General features: G+C 66.0%; 15 protein-coding genes and 1 riboswitch. Of the genes, 7 read left to right on the forward strand and 8 right to left on the reverse strand.

The window, feature by feature from the left end; all coding sequences use genetic code 11:
- Position 1: 1 nt before the first annotated feature.
- On the reverse strand, positions 2–2314 hold the full coding sequence (gene metE / locus ACMAUO_RS13400; protein WP_420357484.1) for a 5-methyltetrahydropteroyltriglutamate--homocysteine S-methyltransferase: 2313 nt from the start codon (positions 2312–2314) through the stop codon (positions 2–4).
- 111 nt (positions 2315–2425) lie between these two features.
- A riboswitch (cobalamin riboswitch) is annotated at positions 2426–2625 on the reverse strand.
- 65 nt (positions 2626–2690) lie between these two features.
- On the opposite strand from metE, the gene ACMAUO_RS13405 reads away from it, so the two are divergent.
- The 4 genes from ACMAUO_RS13405 to ACMAUO_RS13420 all read left to right on the forward strand — a co-directional run bounded on the left by ACMAUO_RS13405 (position 2691) and on the right by ACMAUO_RS13420 (position 5830).
- A complete protein-coding gene (locus tag ACMAUO_RS13405; protein ID WP_420357485.1) occupies positions 2691–3629 on the forward strand; it encodes an ArsR/SmtB family transcription factor in 939 nt (312 codons plus the stop codon).
- Between the two features lie 40 nt (positions 3630–3669).
- Positions 3670–4536, forward strand: a complete 867-nt coding sequence (gene metF, locus ACMAUO_RS13410) for a methylenetetrahydrofolate reductase [NAD(P)H] (protein ID WP_420357486.1) — start codon at positions 3670–3672, stop codon at positions 4534–4536.
- A gap of 152 nt (positions 4537–4688) precedes the next feature.
- A complete protein-coding gene (locus ACMAUO_RS13415) occupies positions 4689–5624 on the forward strand; it encodes an SPFH domain-containing protein (protein WP_420357487.1) in 936 nt (311 codons plus the stop codon).
- Positions 5621–5830 carry a type II toxin-antitoxin system antitoxin gene (locus ACMAUO_RS13420; RefSeq protein ID WP_420357488.1) on the forward strand — a complete coding sequence of 70 codons (210 nt, stop codon included), beginning with the start codon at positions 5621–5623 and terminating at the stop codon, positions 5828–5830. Before ACMAUO_RS13415 ends, ACMAUO_RS13420 begins: the two co-directional genes overlap by 4 nt.
- A 38-nt stretch (positions 5831–5868) precedes the next feature.
- On the opposite strand, the gene nagA is transcribed toward ACMAUO_RS13420, so the two are convergent.
- From nagA to ACMAUO_RS13455, 7 genes are all read right to left on the reverse strand, one after another.
- On the reverse strand, positions 5869–6987 hold the full coding sequence (nagA, locus tag ACMAUO_RS13425) for an N-acetylglucosamine-6-phosphate deacetylase (protein ID WP_420357489.1): 1119 nt from the start codon (positions 6985–6987) through the stop codon (positions 5869–5871).
- The gene (gluP, locus tag ACMAUO_RS13430) at positions 6987–8273 is read right to left on the reverse strand and encodes a glucose/galactose MFS transporter (protein WP_420357490.1); all 1287 of its coding nucleotides are present in this window, start codon (positions 8271–8273) and stop codon (positions 6987–6989) included. Before gluP ends, nagA begins: the two co-directional genes overlap by 1 nt.
- Positions 8270–9574, reverse strand: coding sequence for a class II D-tagatose-bisphosphate aldolase non-catalytic subunit (locus ACMAUO_RS13435; protein ID WP_420357491.1), 1305 nt, complete (start codon positions 9572–9574; stop codon positions 8270–8272). The genes gluP and ACMAUO_RS13435 overlap by 4 nt, the downstream gene beginning before the upstream one ends.
- Positions 9575–9652: 78 nt before the next feature.
- Positions 9653–10606 carry an SIS domain-containing protein gene (locus ACMAUO_RS13440; RefSeq protein WP_420357492.1) on the reverse strand — a complete coding sequence of 318 codons (954 nt, stop codon included), beginning with the start codon at positions 10604–10606 and terminating at the stop codon, positions 9653–9655.
- Positions 10607–10667: 61 nt separating this feature from the next.
- Positions 10668–11648, reverse strand: a complete 981-nt coding sequence (locus ACMAUO_RS13445; protein WP_420357493.1) for a BadF/BadG/BcrA/BcrD ATPase family protein — start codon at positions 11646–11648, stop codon at positions 10668–10670.
- A 117-nt stretch (positions 11649–11765) separates the two neighbouring features.
- Positions 11766–12557: a DeoR/GlpR family DNA-binding transcription regulator gene (locus ACMAUO_RS13450; RefSeq protein WP_420357494.1), complete on the reverse strand. Its 792-nt coding sequence runs from the start codon at positions 12555–12557 to the stop codon at positions 11766–11768.
- 160 nt (positions 12558–12717) lie between these two features.
- A complete protein-coding gene (locus ACMAUO_RS13455; RefSeq protein WP_420357495.1) occupies positions 12718–12885 on the reverse strand; it encodes a hypothetical protein in 168 nt (55 codons plus the stop codon).
- A gap of 48 nt (positions 12886–12933) precedes the next feature.
- Between ACMAUO_RS13455 and ACMAUO_RS13460 the strand changes: the two genes are divergently transcribed.
- The 3 genes from ACMAUO_RS13460 to ACMAUO_RS13470 are packed head-to-tail and all read left to right on the forward strand — an operon-like array spanning position 12934 to position 19175.
- Positions 12934–15315 carry a TonB-dependent receptor gene (locus ACMAUO_RS13460; protein ID WP_420357496.1) on the forward strand — a complete coding sequence of 794 codons (2382 nt, stop codon included), beginning with the start codon at positions 12934–12936 and terminating at the stop codon, positions 15313–15315.
- 3 nt (positions 15316–15318) lie between these two features.
- Positions 15319–17325: an enterotoxin gene (locus ACMAUO_RS13465; protein WP_420357497.1), complete on the forward strand. Its 2007-nt coding sequence runs from the start codon at positions 15319–15321 to the stop codon at positions 17323–17325.
- A complete protein-coding gene (locus ACMAUO_RS13470; protein WP_420357498.1) occupies positions 17325–19175 on the forward strand; it encodes a beta-galactosidase in 1851 nt (616 codons plus the stop codon). The genes ACMAUO_RS13465 and ACMAUO_RS13470 overlap by 1 nt, the downstream gene beginning before the upstream one ends.
- Positions 19176–19248: the final 73 nt, after the last annotated feature.

Consider the following 19248-nt stretch of genomic DNA (forward strand, 5'->3'; position numbering starts at 1 on the left):
TTCAGCCCGCGCGCATCACGCGCGCCGCCGCGACCATGCCGGCGATCGCCGGCCGCACCTCGGGCCATTTGCGCGTCTTCAACCCGCAATCCGGATTCACCCAGATCTGCCCCACATCCAGCCGTTCGGCGGCGGCCTTCAGCAGCGCCACCATCTCGTCCACCGACGGTTCGCGCGGCGAGTGGATGTCATAGACCCCCGGCCCGATCTCCGCCGGATAGCGATGGCCCACAAAGGCATCCAGCAGTTCCATCTTCGACCGCGCGGTCTCGATCGAGATTACATCGGCATCCATCGCCGCGATGGCGGCAATGATGTCGTTGAACTCGGAGTAGCACATATGGGTATGGATCTGCGTCCCATCGGCCACGCCGGAGGACGCGATGCGGAAACAGGCTACCGCCCAGTCCAGATAGGCCTGCCAGTCGCGCCGCCGCAGCGGCAATCCCTCGCGCAGCGCCGCCTCGTCGATCTGGATCACGGCCGCCCCCGCGCGCTCCAGGTCCACCACCTCGTCGCGAATGGCATAGGCGATCTGGCGGCAGGTGGTCTCGCGCGGCTGGTCGTCGCGCACGAACGACCAGTTCAGGATCGTGACCGGCCCGGTCAGCATGCCCTTCATCGGCCGCGCCGTCAGCGACTGGGCGTATTTCCACCAGCCCACGGTCATCGGCGCGGGCCGCGCGACATCGCCATGAATGATCGGCGGCCGCACGCAGCGCGAACCATAGGACTGCACCCAGCCATGTCTGGTGAACACGAAGCCCGACAGACGCTCGCCGAAATACTGCACCATGTCATTGCGCTCGAACTCGCCATGCACCAGCACATCCAGCCCCGCCTCCTCCTGCCAGCGGATCGCACCGGCAATCTCCTCCTTCAGGAAGGCTTCGTAGGCGTCATCCGACAGCACCCCCTTCGCCTGCGCGGCACGGGCCTGCCGCACCTCGGGCGTCTGCGGAAACGAACCGATGGTCGTGGTCGGGAAAGGCGGCAGGTTCAGCGCCTCGCGCTGCACGGCCTGACGCGCGGGAAACGGCGTTATGCGCCCCTCCTGCCCCATCCCTTCCACCACGCGCGCCCGCACGGCCGGATTGTTGATGCGCGGCGATGTCCTGCGCGACGCAACGGCGGCCGACGCGGCATCCAGTTCCCCGCGCACAGCCTCCGCGCCCTCATTCAGCGCCCGTGCCAGAATCGCCAGTTCCCCGATCTTCTGCACCGCGAAGGCCAGCCAGGAGCGCACATCCCCATCCAGCGCACTCTCGCGGTCCAGATCCAGCGGGCTGTGCAGCAGCGAGCACGACGGGGCAAGCTGAAGCGCGCGGCCGGAACGCACCGCCGGCGCGATTGCCGCCAGGATCGCATTCAGGTCGGCCCGCCACACATTGCGCCCGTCGATCACCCCCAGCGACAGCACCAGATCGGCCCGCGCCCCATCCAGCACCGCCTGCAACTGCCCGGGTGCCCGCACGAGGTCGATATGCAGCCCGTCGACCGGCAGCGCCAGCGCGGTCGCCAGATTGTCGCCCAGGGCACCGAAATACGTCGCCAGCATCAGGCGCGTGCCATCCAGCGCCGCATGAAGCACGGCATAGGCCTGCGCATAGGCAGCGCGCGCCGCATCGCTCAGGTCCAGCACCAGGGAGGGCTCGTCGATCTGCACCCAGCCCGCCCCCGCATCGGCCAGCGCGCGCAGCATGGCGACATAAACCGGCAGCAGACGCGGCAACAGCGTCAGCGGATCGAAATCGCCACCACGCGCCTTGCCCAGCAGCAGATAGCTGACCGGCCCCAGCAGCACCGGCCGGGTCTCGATCCCCTGCGCGCGCGCCTCGTTATATTCGTCGAGCGGCTTGGTCGAAGAGAGACGGAACACCTGGTCGGCGGAAAATTCGGGCACCAGATAATGATAGTTGGTGTCGAACCATTTGGTCATTTCCGCCGCCGGCACGCCGCCCGCCCCATGCGGTGCATGGCCATGGGCGCACGCGGCCCCGCCCTGGGTGCCGCGCGCCATGGCGAAATAGGTCGCGCAATCGACCGCACCGCCGGTCCAGCCATAGGCAGGCGGAATCGCACCCACCATCACGCTGGTATCCAGCACATGGTCATAGAGCGAGAAATCGTTGGACGGGATCACATCCGCCCCCCGCTCACGCTGCCACGCCCAGTTGCCGGCCCGCAGCCGCGCGGCGGCGGCCAGCAGCGATTCAGCATCGCTCCGCCCGGCCCAATGGCTTTCCAGTTCGGTCTTCAGTTCGCGCCGGGGGCCGATTCGGGGGAATCCCAAAGTCGCAACGGTAACGCTCATGACTGCCTCGTCAGGTTGGGCGGTGCCGTCGGGACAGGTGCGCGCGAACACTCACGCCGGCCAGGGGCCAGCGCGGCATCATCCACGCCCCATCCGGACACCCCGCCGGAGGATCTTTCCATGGCCATGGCAGGTCTCCTGGCTCGCGGGTCCGCGCATCGCCGGTCCGGCCTTCCCGGGGTGCGGAACCCCAGTGACACGAATGGACCGATGCTCGCCGCTTACAGTTGCGGGGGCAGCGCCGGCATCGCACCGGCTTCCCTCTTCGCCGCGCCCCAACAAGGCGCGGAACCATGACGTGCCGGATTAAGGCGCCCGCTTCGGATACGAGTCAATATAATTTGCACATATAAGGATATCGTTATATATAACCGACATGCCTCAGCCTCTCCTCCTGTTCCAGGCCCTCGCCGACCCGACCCGCCTGCGCATCCTGGCGCTGCTGCGGGCGATGGAACTCTCGATCGGTGAAATCGCGCAGGTACTGGGCCAGAGCCAGCCCCGCGTCTCGCGCCATGTGAAGATCCTGGTGAATGCCGGCCTGGCAGGCCGCCGCAAGGAAGGGAGCTGGGTCTTCCTCACCCTGGGCCCGCCCGCCATCGTGACCCCGGTCCTGCAGACAATCGACAACTGGTGCCCCAAGGGCGACGACGAACAGCAGGCGGACCTCGCCCGCCTGAAGGCCGTCCGCGCCGTCCGTGCCGTCGCCGCCGAGGATTATTTCGAGACCCATGCCGCCAACTGGGACGCCCTGCGCTCGCTCCACGTCGCCGAACGCGACGTCGAGGCCGCGATCGAGCGCCTGCTGGCGCCAGAGCCGATCGGGCGCATGGTCGATATCGGCACCGGCACCGGCCGGATGATGGAATTGCTGGGCCAACAGGCCGAAAGCGCCATCGGCTTCGACCGCAGCCCGGCCATGCTCCGCCTGGCACGCACCAAGCTGGCGCAGACCGGGCCCGGCAATGCCGAACTCCGGCAGGGCGACATATACGCCCTGCCCCTGCCCGACGGCGCGGCCGATTTCGCGATCATGCACCAGGTCCTGCATTACGCGCAGCACCCCGCCGCCGCGATCGACGAGGCCGCGCGCATCCTGGCACCGGGCGGCCGGCTGCTGATCGTGGATTTCGCGCCGCATGACCGCGAGGATCTCCGCGAGCGCGATGCCCATGTCCGCCTGGGCTTCACCGACCATCAGATGGCCGAATGGTTCGCTGCCGCCAGCCTGTCCAGCGCACCACCGGTGCATCTCGATGGCGAACTGACCGTCAAATTATGGCTCGGCCGCCGCATGGCCACACCGGCCGCCTGACCCGCCTCTTCTCTTTCCCTGCCTCCAAGGAAACGGCTCCATGTCCCTTCCCCAGCCCCCCGGCCCCGGGCTCTCGTTCGAATTCTTCCCGCCCAAGACACCAAAGATGGCCGAAGCCCTGCGGCAGACCGCCTCGGTTCTGGCGCCGCTCGGCCCACGCTTCATCTCCGTCACCTACGGCGCCGGCGGCTCCACCCGCGACCGCACGCTGCAAACGGTCGCCGACCTGGTGCGCGATACCGACGTTCCGGTCGCCGGCCACCTCACCTGCGTCGACGCCACCCGCGCCGAGGTCGATGCCGTCGCCCGCGCCTATTGGGATGCCGGCGTGCGGCATATCGTGGCGCTCAGGGGCGACCCGTCCGAACCCGGCGCCCCCTTCATCCCCCATCCCGACGGCTATACCGGGGCGATCGACCTGATCACCGGCCTGCGCCGCATCGCGCCGTTCGAAATCTCGGTCGCCGCCTACCCCGAAACCCACCCCGCCGCCCTCAGCCCGGCTGCCGACCTCGACCATCTGAAGGCCAAGATCGACGCAGGCGCCACCCGCGCCCTCACCCAGTTCTTCTTCGAGGCCGAAACCTTCCTGCGTTTTCGCGACCGTGCCGCCGCCGCCGGCATCACGACCGAAATCGTGCCCGGCATCCTGCCGATCGGCAACGTCGCCCAGGCCTACCGCTTCGCCGAGATGTGCGGCGCCCATGTGCCGGACTGGATGCGCCGCCTGTTCGACGGGCTGGACGACCATCCCGGTGCCCGCGCGATGGTCACCACCGCCGTCACCGCCGAACTCTGCCGCCAGTTGCGCGACAATGGGGTAACGGACCTGCACGTCTACACCCTCAACCGCCCCGACGCCGCACTGGCCCTGCACCGCCTGCTGCATGCCGGCACGGCGTCCTGACCTGCCACGCCCGTCGCCCGGACCCGTTCGTCCGGGCCCCCCCGCCCCCCCCACAACCCGAGATCGGCAAAAAAGCCCGCCCTTTCCGCATTTTTTCGTTGCTTATTTTTTGATATCATAAATATATAAGATAAGAAAAAGGAGCAGTGAGAATGGGTACCGCAGAGATCAGGGCACGGGCAGTTTCGGGTTTCATCGGCATTGGCGCCATTCCGCTTCTGGCGCTGGTGGGCGCTCTCAGCCTGCTATCCATCGAGGCGTCCTCGTCGGACATCGCGGCCGCAACCCGCATCATCGGCGCTGCCTTGTGCGGCGTCGGGATCCTGCTTCTGCTGCGTGCGTTCATCACCCTGCAACCCAATGAGTCGGCCGTGCTGACATTCCTGGGGAAATATTCGGGAACCCTGAGCCAGGACGGCTTCTGGCTGGTCAACCCGTTCGCTATGCGCAAGCGGGTCACCCGCAGGCTCGTGACGCAGGAAATCGGGCCCCTGAAGGTCAATGACGCGGCGGGCAATCCGGTCGAGATCGGCATGGTGCTGACCTGGCGCGTGGCCGAGGCCTCCCGCGCGGTCTTCGATGTGGAAAATTACCAGGCCTATGTCACGGCCCAGGGCGAAACCGCCCTGCGCAGCCTGGCCAGCCGCCACCCCTATGACGAAGACGAATACCGGCACGCCCTGGCCGAACAGCAGGTGGAGGGAACGCTCCGCCAGGAAGGTCCCGTGCTGTCCCTGCGCGACGGCGGAGATCGGCTGACCGCCACCCTGGCCGCCGATCTGCGCGACCGGATGGAACTGGCCGGCCTGGTCGTGCGGGAAGCCCGCCTGTCACACCTGGCCTACTCGCCCGAAATCGCCGCGACCATGCTGCGCAAACAGGCGGCAAGCGCCGTCATCGCCGCGCGGCGCACAATCACCTCCGGCGCCGTGGCCATCGTCGAACAGGCCCTGAACGAACTCGAAGACCGCCTGGGCGGCGTGCTGGACGCCGAACGCAAGGCGGCGATGATTTCCAACCTGCTGGTGGTGCTGGTCGGCGACCGCGACGTCACGCCGGTTGTCAACACGGGCACGCTGTATTCGTGACCAATGAAAGCCGCAGGGGAAGGCCGCGCGGACCGGACAAGGCGGCGTTCGCCCTCCGTCTCGATCCGGCCCTGCTTGCGGCCATCAGGCGCTGCGCGGATGCCGAACTGCGCAGCGTCAACGCGCAGATGGAAGTCCTGCTGCGCGAAGCCCTGGCCCGGCGCGGTCTACGTCTGACCGAAGGCCCCGACAGCGACCCGTCCTGACAGCTTCTCGGAGCCAGACCGCATTTGCGGTCTGATTCTCAGAACACCTGCTGCCCGGCAACCCACACCTGCCGGACCCGCAATTGCTCGTCCATCACGACGAAATCGGCTCGGCGGCCCACTGCCAGAACGCCCCGATCATGCAAGCCCAGATAACGGGCCGGCGTGCCACTGACCAGGTCGGCGGCCCGCGGCAGAGATACCCCGCCACTCCCCACCGCGTTGCGCAGGGCCACATCCAGGGTCAGCACGCTCCCCGCCAGCGATCCGCCCGGCAACCGCACCACCCCGTCCCTGATCATCACATCCTGCCCACCCAACTGGCTCGGCCCGTCAGGCAGGCCGGTACCGCGCATCGCATCGGTCACCAGCAGCAGGCGCCCGTCCATCAGGCGCGCCGCCATGCGAAAGGTGGCCGGATGGACGTGATGCGTATCCAGGATCATTTCGGCATAGGCCGCGTCACTGCACATCAGCGCCGTAACGGGGCCAGGGCGACGCCCCTCGATCGGCGCCATGGCGTTGAACAGATGCGTCGCCCCCACCGTACCGCCGGCGGCGCAGATCGTGCAGATCGCCTGCTCGGTCCGCTCGTAATCGGCCGTCATGTGGCCCAGGCTGACCCGAACCCCCGCACCGGCAAAGGCCTGCATGGCGCTCTCGGCATGATCCAGTTCCGGCGCCAGGGTGACCACGCGCACGACACCGGTCTCCAGCACCTCCCGCACCAGGTCGGGACGGGGCGCCACGGCAAAGGGCGGCTGCGCACCCAGTTTGTGCGGGCTGACGAACGGCCCTTCCAGATGCGCACCATGGATATCGGGCCCATGAAGCACGCCCGTCCGGCGCACCTCGGCAACCGCACGCAGCGCGTCCATCACGTCGGACCAGGGCCGGGTAATGGTGGTCGGCAGGATTGTCGTGGTACCGTGCGACAGATGAAAGCGCGACAGCCGCCCGATCGCCGCCACCCCGTCCATCGTGTCCGCGCCGTCGCCGCCATGAACATGGCAATCGATAAAGCCCGGCAGGATATAATGCCGCGACGCACCAGGGCATGCCGCGATCTCGCGGATCTGCCCGTCAAAGACGATGCGCCCCGGCATGATCCGCTGGGGCAGCACGATCCGGCCTTCCAGAATTGGCAACGAACTCATCATTCCTCCGCTATCGGCGGTCGTTCACGTCCGAAGTGCCGGCCATACAGCAGAATGGCAAGATAGGACGGCAGCATCAGCATTGCGAACATGGGCTGGAAACCGATCACCGGCTTCAGCCAGACATAAAGCTGCGGCATGATCGCACCGCCGCAGAACGCCATGACCAGCAGCGCCGAGGCCAGCGGCGTGGAAGCGCCCGCGCCCCGGATGGCGATCGGAAACAACGCAGGCATGATCATCGCATTGCTCAATCCCAGCAACGCCACGCACAGCACCGAGACATAGCCGTGCGTGGTCCAGGCCAGAACAGTCAGGACGCAGCCCGCCAGGCAGGACAGTTCCATGCAGCGTTCCTGCGACAGCAGGCGCGGCACCGCCAGCAGTCCGGCCACATAGCCCAGCATCATCGCCGCCAGCGTCAGCGCGGTGAGAAAGCGGGTCTGGTCCAGAGGCAGCCCCAGCCCCCGTCCATAGGTGCCGATCGCATCCCCCGCCATGACCTCGACGCCGATATACAGGAACATCGCCCCGATCCCCGCCAGCAGGTGCGGACGCAGGATGTGCGCCTTCCAGTCGGTCTCCTGCCCACGCGACGACGACGCATCCAGGTCGGGCAACGACGACAGGACGATAGCGGCCGCCATCGCCACCAGGACCGCAGCCATGCCCATATAGGGCCAGTAGATCGCCCGCATGAAGCCGGCCAGGATCGCCTCGCGCGTCGCCGGGTCGGACGCCGCCCGCGCGCGCTGCGCCACGCCGCCGATATCGCGCATCACCAGCATGGCGAGCGCGACCGGCGCCAGGATACCGGCGAATTTATTGCAGATTCCCATGATGGCGATGCGCTGGGCGGCCCGCGTCGGCGGCCCCAGCAGGCTGACATAGGGATTCACCGTCACCTGCAACAGCGCCAGCCCCGCGCCCAGCACCAGCAGCCCCGCCAGCGCGCCGGCATACCAGCGGCCAGCGACAAACTGGCCGAACAGCGCTGTTCCCACAGCCATGACCAGAAGAGCCAACGCCAGCCCGCGCTTCAGCCCCACCCGCCGCGCAACCACCGACGACGGCAGCGCGAACAGGAAATAGGACAGGTAGAAGACCAGGGGAATGAAAAATGCGCTGACATCGTCAAGCGAGAACGCAACCTGCACGAACGAGATCAGCGGGCCGTTCAGCCAGGTGACGAAGCCGATCACGAAAAACAGTCCGGCGATGATCGCCAGCGGCGTCCAGCCGAAATCGCCGGCCGGCCCACCCGGCACGGACAGCCGGCGCATCATGGTCCATGAGGCCCGGGCGGCACACAGGCCCGCGCATAATCCTCCAGCGCGAGGTCGATCGCGGCCAGCACGATGGCTCGGGGCGTGCGCGCAACCGCGCCGGAGCGCACGCGCGCGCCGACCGCCGGCAGAAACTGGCGCAGCAGCACATCCGGCAGGCCGCTCTCCTCCAGGTCGGCGAACAGCCGCTCCACCGCCGCCTCGGCGGCGGGGGACGGCCAGTAATAGCGGATCCGGTCACTATAGCCGTAATGGCGCAGCATCATCTGCTGCGCGGACGATCCCGCATAATGGCCGGTCCAATGGTCGGGCGCGCCGGTCATGACCCGCTCCATCGTCTCGCGCAGGCCCTCGCCGCCGGGGCACAGCACCTCGCGCAGGGCATCGAGCGCGTACAGTGCCTCGCGCAACGCAAATGTCAGGCCCGGCCCCACCTTCAGCAGCGCGAACCCGTCCTCCACCAGCGCCCGCAACGCGGTCTCCGGCTGATAGTCGGTCGAATGCGCCTCGAACACCCGGCCCGGCATCTGCCCCAGCACGCCAGCCAGGGGCTGGGCGGGTTCACGGCGATAGACGATCACCTCCCGGGCATCGAATTCCACCCCCGGCTGCACGACCAGCGCGATCACCCGCGACCAGACATCATCGCCCAGTGCGGGACGGAATGCCGCCTCATGCGCCGCCAGGGTCCGCAGGGCCGCCTCCGGCGCGGTCGGGACCAGATGGGCCAGATGATCCGATTCTCCACTCACACCCCCGGGAACCGGAACCTCGGTTCCCACGACATACACCGCCTGTCCGGGGGCCACAGCCTCGGCGCGCGCCGCCAGGGCACAGGCCCGGCCAGCCACGACGTCATCGGGCAGCACGGCGGGCTCACCCCGGCATCCCATGCTGGCATCCAGATGCAGCTTGACGAATCCGGCCTCGGCATAGGCTGCGATCATCGCCTCCGCCCGCCGCATCGCCTCGTCCGGCGGCAGCGTTTTCCACGGATTGGGACCCAGATGATCCCCGCCCAGCAGAATCAGGTCGCGCGGACATCCAGCCGTCTCCGCGATGCGCCAGACCATGTCGCGGAAATCGGCCGGCGTCATGCCGGTATACCCGCCTTCCTGATTGACCTGATTGCAGGTCGCCTCGATCAGGACCGGGCGCCCGGTGCGCCCGGCGCGCGCCAGCGCGGCCTCCAGAACCAGCGGATGCGCCGAACACACCGACGCCAGCCCGACCCGGGCCGCACGCGGCACCGACGGATCATGCGCCTGCGCGACCAGGGCATGAAACAAAGCCAAGGACATCACATATTTCCTTTGGACCACGATTGTTCAGAGCCGGATCGAACATGTACGGACCAGCACGCCTGTCCGGCCCGGCTTTCAGGCGACCGTTACAACCTTGGTCAGGTGTCGGGGCGCCAGCGTGTCCAATCCGCGCTGCCGGGCCACATATTCACCCAGCAATTGCAGGACGGGCAGGCAGAGCAGCGGCCGCACGTCTGTCGGACCGTCAACGGACAGCTCGATACTGCCCGGTCCGCCCAGCCCCAGCACCCGCGCGCCCTTTGCCATCAGTTCCCGCGCGAGCTGCGCCTCTTCCTCGATCGTGTCCGGGTGGTACAGCATGACCACACAGGACCGATCGTCGATCAGGCTGATCGGGCCATGGCGATATTCCAGCGGATGATGCGCCTCGGTCTGGCTCAGGCTCATTTCCTGCAATTTCAGCGCGCCCTCGCGCGCTACGCCATACAGCGCCCCGGCGCCGAGGAAGACGAAGTGCGATCGCCCCGCGATCAGCCCGGGCAGAAGCGGATCGGCCGCGCGCATCAGGGCCTCGGCCGCCCTCGTGGTCTCGGGCCCGACCGCGACCCCGGCATAGCGCAAGCCCATCAGCAGCATCAGGCTGGCCGAGGCCGTCATCACGATCCCTTCCTCCGGATGGGTATCGGCCAGCACGACTTCATCGGCGTTATGGCACAGCGCACTGCCCGGCGCGCAGCAGAACGCGGTCACCCCCAGGCCGGCCGCCCGGCTGACCTTGGCCGCGGCCACCGTCTCGGTCGATTCGCCACTCCGCGACAGGGCGACGACATGTGGCGCGATCGTGGCGGGAACGTAATTGTCCCGCCGCCGTGTCCATTCGTTGCCCGGCACCGCGCGGGCCAGCACACCGCGCATGTTCAGCGTCGCGGCGATCGAATCCGCGATATGGACCGACGTACCACAGCCCACCACCACATGGACCAGGCCGGCACGCGGCCGCACTCCATCCATGACCAGCTTGTCCCATAGAGGGAATTGCTCGCGAATACCGCGTTCCGTTGCGTTCATGATCAATCCTTGTCTCTATTTCCATATGGATATTCGCATGGGTATTCAGTGTCGGCCCCGGTCAGGACGACGCCGGGACAAACAGGCCGGCATCGGTCAGACCATTCGCCAGTCGCGCGATCCAGGCAGCATCGGGGTCCCACCCCGCCCGCCGGGCGGCCAGCAGCGCCGCGCCGCCGACAGGCGGCAATAGGGGGGCCACCGGCACGCCGCACATATCGATGACCGCCCGGCGCAGCGACGCATTCCGAAACGCTCCGCCGGCGTCACACCAGGACAGGTCGGGCCGTTGCAGCCGCCGGCGCGCCGCATCGACATGCCGGGCCAGATGGGCCGCCGCCTGTTCCACAATCCGCTGTGCTGGCCCGTTACCAGCAGCCGCAAGCGAGTCCACACCCTGCGTCAAGGCCGCCACCGCCGAACGCGCATGGCGCAGCCCGCCATACCAGTCCAGCAGGGCGCTATCGATTCCGGCCGGATCGTCGGGAAACCCCATGAATCGGCAGAATGGCGCAACAAAGGACGCAGCCTCCGGCTCCCGACCATCCAGGGCCCGCGTCAAAGTACCCAGCGCCTCGCGCCCGATCCAGAAGGCGCTGCCCTCATCGCCGAACAGATGCCCCCACCCTCCGACCCGAAGAGCCCGGCCGGCCGGATCGGCCGCCCAGACCATCGACCCGGTCCCCGCCAGCAGCAGGATACCCGGCCCCCCGCCAAACGCGCCGGCGCAAGCGATATCGACATCATTGCGCACCACGTACGGACACCGCCCCCATTCCGCCAGCATGTCATCCTGAAGGGCGCTGATCGCCGGGCTGCCACCATAACCCGCCATCCCAAAACCGGCGGCAACGATGCCGCCCGGCAGGTCCGCCAGCAATCCGGCCATTTCCTCCCGCCAGTCCGGCCGATCGAACGGATTGGTGCCCCCGGCCCGGCGCACGTCCAGCACCGCGGCATCCCGATCGATCAGGACGAGCAGCGTTTTCGATCCGCCACCATCCATCGCCAGCAGGCAGGGCTCGCCGGAAGCGTGCGACACGTTCTTTCCCCCGACCAACAGGTGTCATGCGATGGCCCGATGCTTCCGATCAGAAAGCTCTCATGTCAAGTCATTTATATGATCGTTTATGATCGTTACGATCATCAATCCGACCCCTCACGCTTCGGCGACGTCGCCCCCCGTGCCCCGCACGCGCGTGCAGGCAACCCCCGCCTGCTCCAGACGGGCGAGCCATTCCGTGGAAATACCGTCATCCGTAATCAGGTGCCCCAGATCCTCCAGCCCCGCGACGCGAAATGTCGCATGGCGCCCGAACTTGCTGCTGTCGATCAGCAGCAATCTCTCGCCCGCGCGCCGGACCATGGCGGCATTCAGGCTGGCTTCCTCGCAATCGGGGGTGGCGATTCCGCCATCGGGCTGCACCGCGCTCGCGCCGAGAAAAAGCTGATCGAACCACAACCCCTCGATGGAGCGTTCGGCCATGGGGCCGACAATGCTGCGGTTTTCATTCCGCACGCGACCGGCCAGCAGGCAGAGCTGAAGCTGCGGCGTATCGAGCAGCGCCTGCACGATGGCGATGCTGTTGGTGAACACGGTCAGCGGAATCGGCCCCAGCCGCAGGCGCCGCGCCAGTTGCAGGACCGTCGTCCCCGAATCGAGAAAGATCGAGGAATGCGGCCGCAGAGACGCATAAGCCGCCTCGGCGATGGCACGCTTGATCATCAGGCAATGGCTTTCGCGCGCCTCGAACCCGATTTCCAGACCGCCCGAATTGACGATTTCCGCCCCGCCATGCGTCCGGCGCACATGGCCCAGTTCTTCCAGGCGTTGCAGGTCGCGCCGCACCGTCACGACCGACGTATCCACGACACGCGCCAGTTCGTTCACCCCCGTGGTGCCGTGGAGGTAGAGATAATGACGGATCTGGGTCAATCGATCGGGCTGCATGGGGACCTCCGACAGAACGGGCCCGGCATTCTGGCATCATTCCCCCCCATTCTCAATTCGCATAGCCAAAACGATCATGGAGAGATCGGGACGATCCATAGTCCGTCGATTCGCCGATGGAATCGGACATTTTTCCATCCAAAAATATCGCCCCCTTTCGTCAATCGTCCGATACAGCAAACCAACATACTGTATTAATTGAATTTTCTTTGTGGAATTTTTTATGATCGTTTGTGATCGTTTTTGTATTGCAATCTCCTGACAGCCCGTGGCTAAACTGCGTCATAACCTTGCGATGCGAAGCAATGCCATGAGCCAGCACGATCACGATCAATCATCCTGTTGTCGAATGTCTCACCGATATTCCCGCCGATCCGTGGGCTTGCTGTCACAGCTTGCCGTTCTTCTCTCCTGCTCGACCGCGCTCGCGGCGACCACCGAGCAGGCCGGAAGCAGGAAGGCGCTCCACCACGATCATCCGCGCCCGGCATCCAGCCGTGCCGCGCCGGCGGCAACCCCGAAGCCTTCCGCCAGGGAGGAAACGATCCAGGTGGTCGGCGCGGCTTCCAGTGCGACCGGCGTGACGAACACGACACCCGGTGGCGGCCTGCTGGCCCCCGAAACCGCCGCCCAGGCCCAGCAGACCGTCACACGCGACTTCATCGCCAAGCAGTCGCCCACCAGCAATCCCCTTTCGCTGATCCAGTACGTCCCCGGCGTCACGCTCTCCAGCGCCGATGCGTTCGGCCAGTCGGACCAGAGCAGCTTCTATATGCGCGGCATGGGGCAGACCTCGGTCGGCTATACGCTCAACGGCATCCCCACCGCCGACCCGACGCATTACGTCCCCTATACGTCGCAGGCCGCCGATACCGAGAATATCAGCCACCTCACGGTCCAGCAGGGCGTGGCGGACATCGCGATGCCGGTCTACAACGCCCTGGCGGGGTCGATTAAGGAATCACTGGCCGACCCCGCCGAGCATTTCGGCGGCAAGATCGATCTCAGCTACGGCAACCACCAGGCCGCGCGCGAATTCATCCGCCTCGACAGCGGCGAGATCGGCCATTCGGGAATCAAGACATTCGCGTCCTACTCCTACGGCACCCATGCGATGTGGCTCGGCCCGGGCCGCAGCCGCCGTTCGCACGTCGATGCGATGGCGCTCAAGGAATGGGGGGAAGGAAACAGCGCGCGCGTCTTCCTGACCTACAATCAGAGCAGCGAGCCGTATCTGATGAGCATCACGAAGCAGCAATGGAAGCAGTACGGCCGCTCCGCCGCCTATTACGACCCGACCTACACGACAGGCGACTACAACTATTACAAACTCAACGCGACCGAGCAGCATTCCGTCATCATCGGCGCGCCGGTTTCCTTCAATCTCGGCCACGGCCTGACCTACGAATCGGCGCCCTATTACGTGCATATCCACGGCGCCGGCAATAACGGGCAGACCCAGGCGGAATACGGCTATAACGGCACCCAGCCCACCGGAAACCTCAACATCCCCAACGCCGAGGATGGATACGCACCGGTGCTGGCCATCGACAACTGGAACCAGCACACCGCGGGCTTCAACAACACCCTCAGCTGGAAGCTCGGCCATAACGAACTGAAGGTCGGGTACTGGTACAATTATTACGACCAGCACGAAATGGCCCCCCTGTCCCTGATCGGGCCCAATGGCGAAGGCGAGAATTACTGGGGAAAATATCCGATCCGGGGACAAGACGGCGTGCCCCTGATGATGTTCAACATCCACCTGATCCAGCAGCTCAATTCGCTGTTCATTTCAGACACCTACAAGGCGCTGAACAACCGGCTGACCCTGAATGCCGGCTTCAAATACGTCATGATGTCCTATCATTCGACGAACAACATTCCGGGCGACCAGTATAATTACGGCCGCAACGACGCCCAGCCCCTGCCGCAGGTCTCCGCCTCCTTCCAGATCACGCCGCACGACCAGATCTATCTGGACGGCGCGACCGCCTTCATGGAGCCGACCGGCATCCTCGTCTACGGCACGTACTGGGACGGCTCGGCACCGATCGTCGACGAAGCCCATTCGACGAACCTCAAGGCGGAATACTCAATTTCCGAGGAAATAGGCTACCGCCATACCGGCCTGGTAAACGTCACGGCCTCGTTCTTCAACTACAACATGACCAACAAGCAGAGTTCGATTTCCAGCTATATCGGCGGCCGGCTGGTGTCGAATTACGTCAATGCCGGCGGCCAGACCTCGCGTGGCTTCCAGTTCGCGGCCGGCCTGCGGCCCTGGCACGGCTTCAGCCCCTATGTGTCGTTCCAGTATCTGCACGTCACCACGGACAACAACCTGCCCCACGGCGTCGACTATATCCGCAGCGCCGGAAAAATCGCCCCCTACAGCCCGAAAACCACGGTCAATGTCGGACTGTCCTACGATAATGGCAATTTCTTCGCCAACGGGTATATGAGCTATGTCGGCTCGCAATACGCGACCTACATGGACGACCAGACCATGCCTGCCTATGCCACCGGCAACGTGACGGCGGGTTATCGCTTCAAGAAACTGTGGATCGCCAAATCCCCGCAGGTCCAGGTCAATGTCATGAACATAACCGACAACAAATATCTTGCGGCCGGCAATGGCGGCTACAATGCCAAGACCACGACGGGTGTCTTCGGTTCGACGATCGCCGGCAGAGCCCCTACCTATGTCGTGGGCGGCGGCTTCGGCATTGTCTTTTCGGTCACAACGGGCTTCTGATTCATGAACATGAGAAAACTGGTCGTCTGCGCCATCCTCGCGTCAAGCGCCCTGACCGCGATCCCCCAGGCGCAGGCAGCCGATACCCTGGTCCTGGCCCCCGGCAATCCCGCCGGCGATCTGGCTGCCGCCCGCCCAAGCTTCGGCAACCAGGCCGTGCGCCTGTCATGGGCCAGCCAGGGCAACAAACTCGTCGATCCCCGGTTTTCCGACCTCGTCCATGACAGGACAATCACGCTGCGCGGATTGTTCACGCTGACCCTCGATGACGGCAAGGCGATATCCAGCGCCGACCTGACGGTGGCCCAATCCCCGCGCGTCGAAGCGATCGCGCCGGACGCGACCAGCGCACGCGCGGCCGACCGCCTGCCCGGCCGGGCGGTCACCGCGCAATTCGCCGATCCAAAAGGCCGTTTCACGATCGCCTGGCGGGTCGAGCAACGCGACGGCTCTCCCTATCTGCGCGAAATCGTGGCGCTGACACCAAAGACCACGCCTCTTTCACTGAAAAACGTGGCACTGTTCGAAGCCAACGTGAAAGCGGGCGAGGTCGTCGGTGACGTGCAGGGCTCGCCGGCAGTCGTCGATGACAGCTATTTCGGCATCGAAAATCCGCTGGCCAACAGCCTGGTGTTCAACGGCCGCTCGCACCTGACACTTGCCCAGGCGCTGCCGATCCAGCCCGACCATACGCTGACCGTTTCCGCCGTGGCGGGCATCGTCCGCCACGGGCAGTTGCGCCGCGATTTCCAGATCTATGTCGAGCGCGAACGCAGCCATCCCTACCGCCCCTTCCTCAACTATAATTCCTGGTACGATATCGGCTATTTCACGCCCTATACCCAGAAGGACGCCGAGAGCCGCATCCGCGCCATCGGCGAGGAACTGGTCCGCAAGCGGGGCGTGGTTCTCGATTCCTACCTCTTCGACGACGGCTGGGACGACCGGAGCGGCTTCTGGCGGTTCAGCAAGGATTTCCCCTCCGGCTTCAAGCCGCTCTGCACACTGGCCTCGTCCTATGGCGCCGCTCCCGGCGTCTGGCTCTCCCCCTGGGGCGGCTACAGCAAGCCACAGCAGATCCGCCTGGCCAACGGGCGCAAGGCCGGCCTGGAAATCCGCGGCGACGGGTTCGATCTGTCGGGGCCGAAATATTACGCCGTCTTCCATGACGCCGTCATGCGGATGCTGAAGCAAGACTGCATCAACCAGTTCAAGTTCGACGGTACCGGCAATGCCGACCAGGTCGCGCCCGGCAGCGTGTTCAACAGCGATTTCGACGCCGCCATCCACCTGATCGCCGACATCTACGCCGCCCGCCCCAACATTTTCATCAACCTGACAACGGGCACCTTCCCGTCGCCCTTCTGGCTACGCACCGCCGATTCCATCTGGCGCGGCGGCGAGGACGACATGCTGCGCGGCGTGGGCAGCAAACGCCAGCGCTGGATCACGTACCGGGATTCGGACACCTACCACAACATCGTCGTCAAGGCCCCGCTCTTCCCCCTGAATTCGTTGATGTTGCACGGCATCATCTACGCACAGAAGAACCAGCGCCTCGACAGCGATCCCGGTCACGATTTCCCCGACGAGGTGCACAGCTTCTTCGCCACCGGCACGGATGAGCAGGAACTCTACCTCACGCCCGACCTGCTCAAGCCCGCCGATTGGGACGTCATCGCCGACACGGCGAAATGGGCACGGGCCAACGCCGAGATCCTGAAGGACAGCCACTGGGTCGGCGGCGACCCCGGCCGCCTCGAACCCTATGGCTGGGCGGCCTGGACGCCGAAAAAGGCATTCCTGACCTTGCGCAATCCCGACGAGGTGCCACGCCGCATCCTGATCGAACCGGGCAAGGTGCTCGAACTGCCCGAAGATGCGCCGACGCAATACAGCGTGCATGCGCTATGGGCGAAATCCCCCGTGCCCAAAACATTGGACGCCGCCACGCCCGTCGTCATCCAGTTGGCACCGTTCGAGGTCATGACGCTGGAACTGACACCCTGATGCAGCACCCGGGCCGCCGTACCGTTCTCTCCGGGTCCCTGGCCGTCGGCCTGTTCACGGTCGGCGGCAGGCTCCTGGCCGCCGACCGTGAATCGGCACCGGACCTGATACCGGACGGCCGCCCCCACACTTTCACATTGCATCGCGACGGTTTCCGGCTGGACGGCACCCCGTTCCAGATCCGGTCGGGCGAGATGCACCCCATCCGCATCCCGCGCAGCGAATGGCCGGCACGAATCGCAATGGCGAAGGCGATGGGGCTGAACACCATCGCCATCTACCTGATGTGGAACACGCTGGAACCCGCGCCCGGACAGTTCGACCTGACCACGGACAGGCGCGATTTCCGGGCCTTCCTGGCCCTGTGCCAACAGGCCGGGCTGTGGGTCTTGCTGCGCCCAGGCCCCTATGTCTGCGGCGAGTGGGATTTCGGCGGCCTGCCCACATGGCTGCTCTATGAAGGCGATATCCGCGTCCGCAGCATGGACCCCGCCTTCCTCGCCGCCGCCGGGCGCTATATCGCCACCATCGCACAGGCCGTGCGCCCCTTCATGGCCGATCGCGGCGGCCCGATCCTGATGACGCAGATCGAAAACGAATATGCGTCCTTCGGCGGCGATCCCGCCTACATGGCCTGGACCCGCGACACCTGGCGCCGATACGGCATCACCGGTGCCTGCACCACCGCCGACGGGCTGGCCCAACTGCGCGAAAAACGCACCATCCTGGCCGCCTGCGCGATCGGGCTGGACGGCGATTACGCGCTCGACAAGGCCCGCGACCTCGCATCGCAGGCGCCGCTCTGGATCAGCGAGGCCTATCCCGGCTGGCTGACCCATTGGGGCGAGAAGAGCATGGCGGCGGTCGATTTCGTCCCAGATTTCAGAAAAATCCTGTACCAGAAAGCATCGTTCAATCTCTATGTCGTGCATGGCGGCACGAATTTCGGCTTTGGCGCGGGCGCGAACGCCCATCGCGACGGCAGCCAGTTCCAGCCCGTGGTCACCAGCTACGATTACGACGCACCCATCGACGAGGCCGGGCGCGCTACCCCGAAATATCACGCCCTGCGCGCCATGATCGCCCGCGCCACCGGCCGCCCCGCCCTTGCCGTCCCCCCCGACCCGCCGGTCCTGGGCTTCGCCCCGGTCATGGCGCGCGCCGCCGGCTCGCTCTGGGACGCCCTGGGCGATCCGATCCGCGCGCGCGATCCCGTATCGATGGAACGCGGCCTGCGCCAGCCCTCCGGCATGGCGCTCTATCGCTGCGTCATCCCGGCCGGGCGCGGCGGCCCGCTCCATCTGCCGCCGGTCCATGACGATGCGCGCCTGATCCTCGACGGCACGGATATCGGCGCGCTGTCACGCCTCTTTCCAGCAAAGCCCCCCCTCGTCATCGCACCCGCGCCGCACCCCAGACGCCTGGACATCCTGGTGGACAGTTTCGGCCATATCGGCTTCGGCCCCGCCATGGGCGACCGCAAGGGCCTGGAAGGCCCCGTCACGCTGGGCGGTACGCCACTCAGGGACTGGACGATCTTCGGCCTGCCCCTCGACGCCGCCCAACGCACGCGGGCCATGCGCCATCCACCGGCATCGGACCATCCCGTGGTCTTGTACCATGCGACATTCGACATGCCGGGCATCGGCGGCACCTATCTCGACCTGTCGGAATGGAAAAAGGGCTATGCCTGGATCAATGGCCACGCGCTGGGGCGCTTCTGGTCGATCGGCCCGCAACGGCGTCTCTTCTGTCCGGCGGAATTCCTGCACCTGACGGAGAACGACCTGCTGGTGCTCGATTGCCACGTGACCGCCCCGGCCTCGATCGCCGGCGCAACCACGTTGTAGGAACCTGTTCGGGCATCCATGCCGGCGACATAACCGGCGAACACCAGAGGAAAAATAGCGACCGACCGGCAAC

The sequence above is a fragment of the Gluconacetobacter brunescens genome, assembly GCF_048695475.1.
Lineage (GTDB): Bacteria > Pseudomonadota > Alphaproteobacteria > Acetobacterales > Acetobacteraceae > Gluconacetobacter.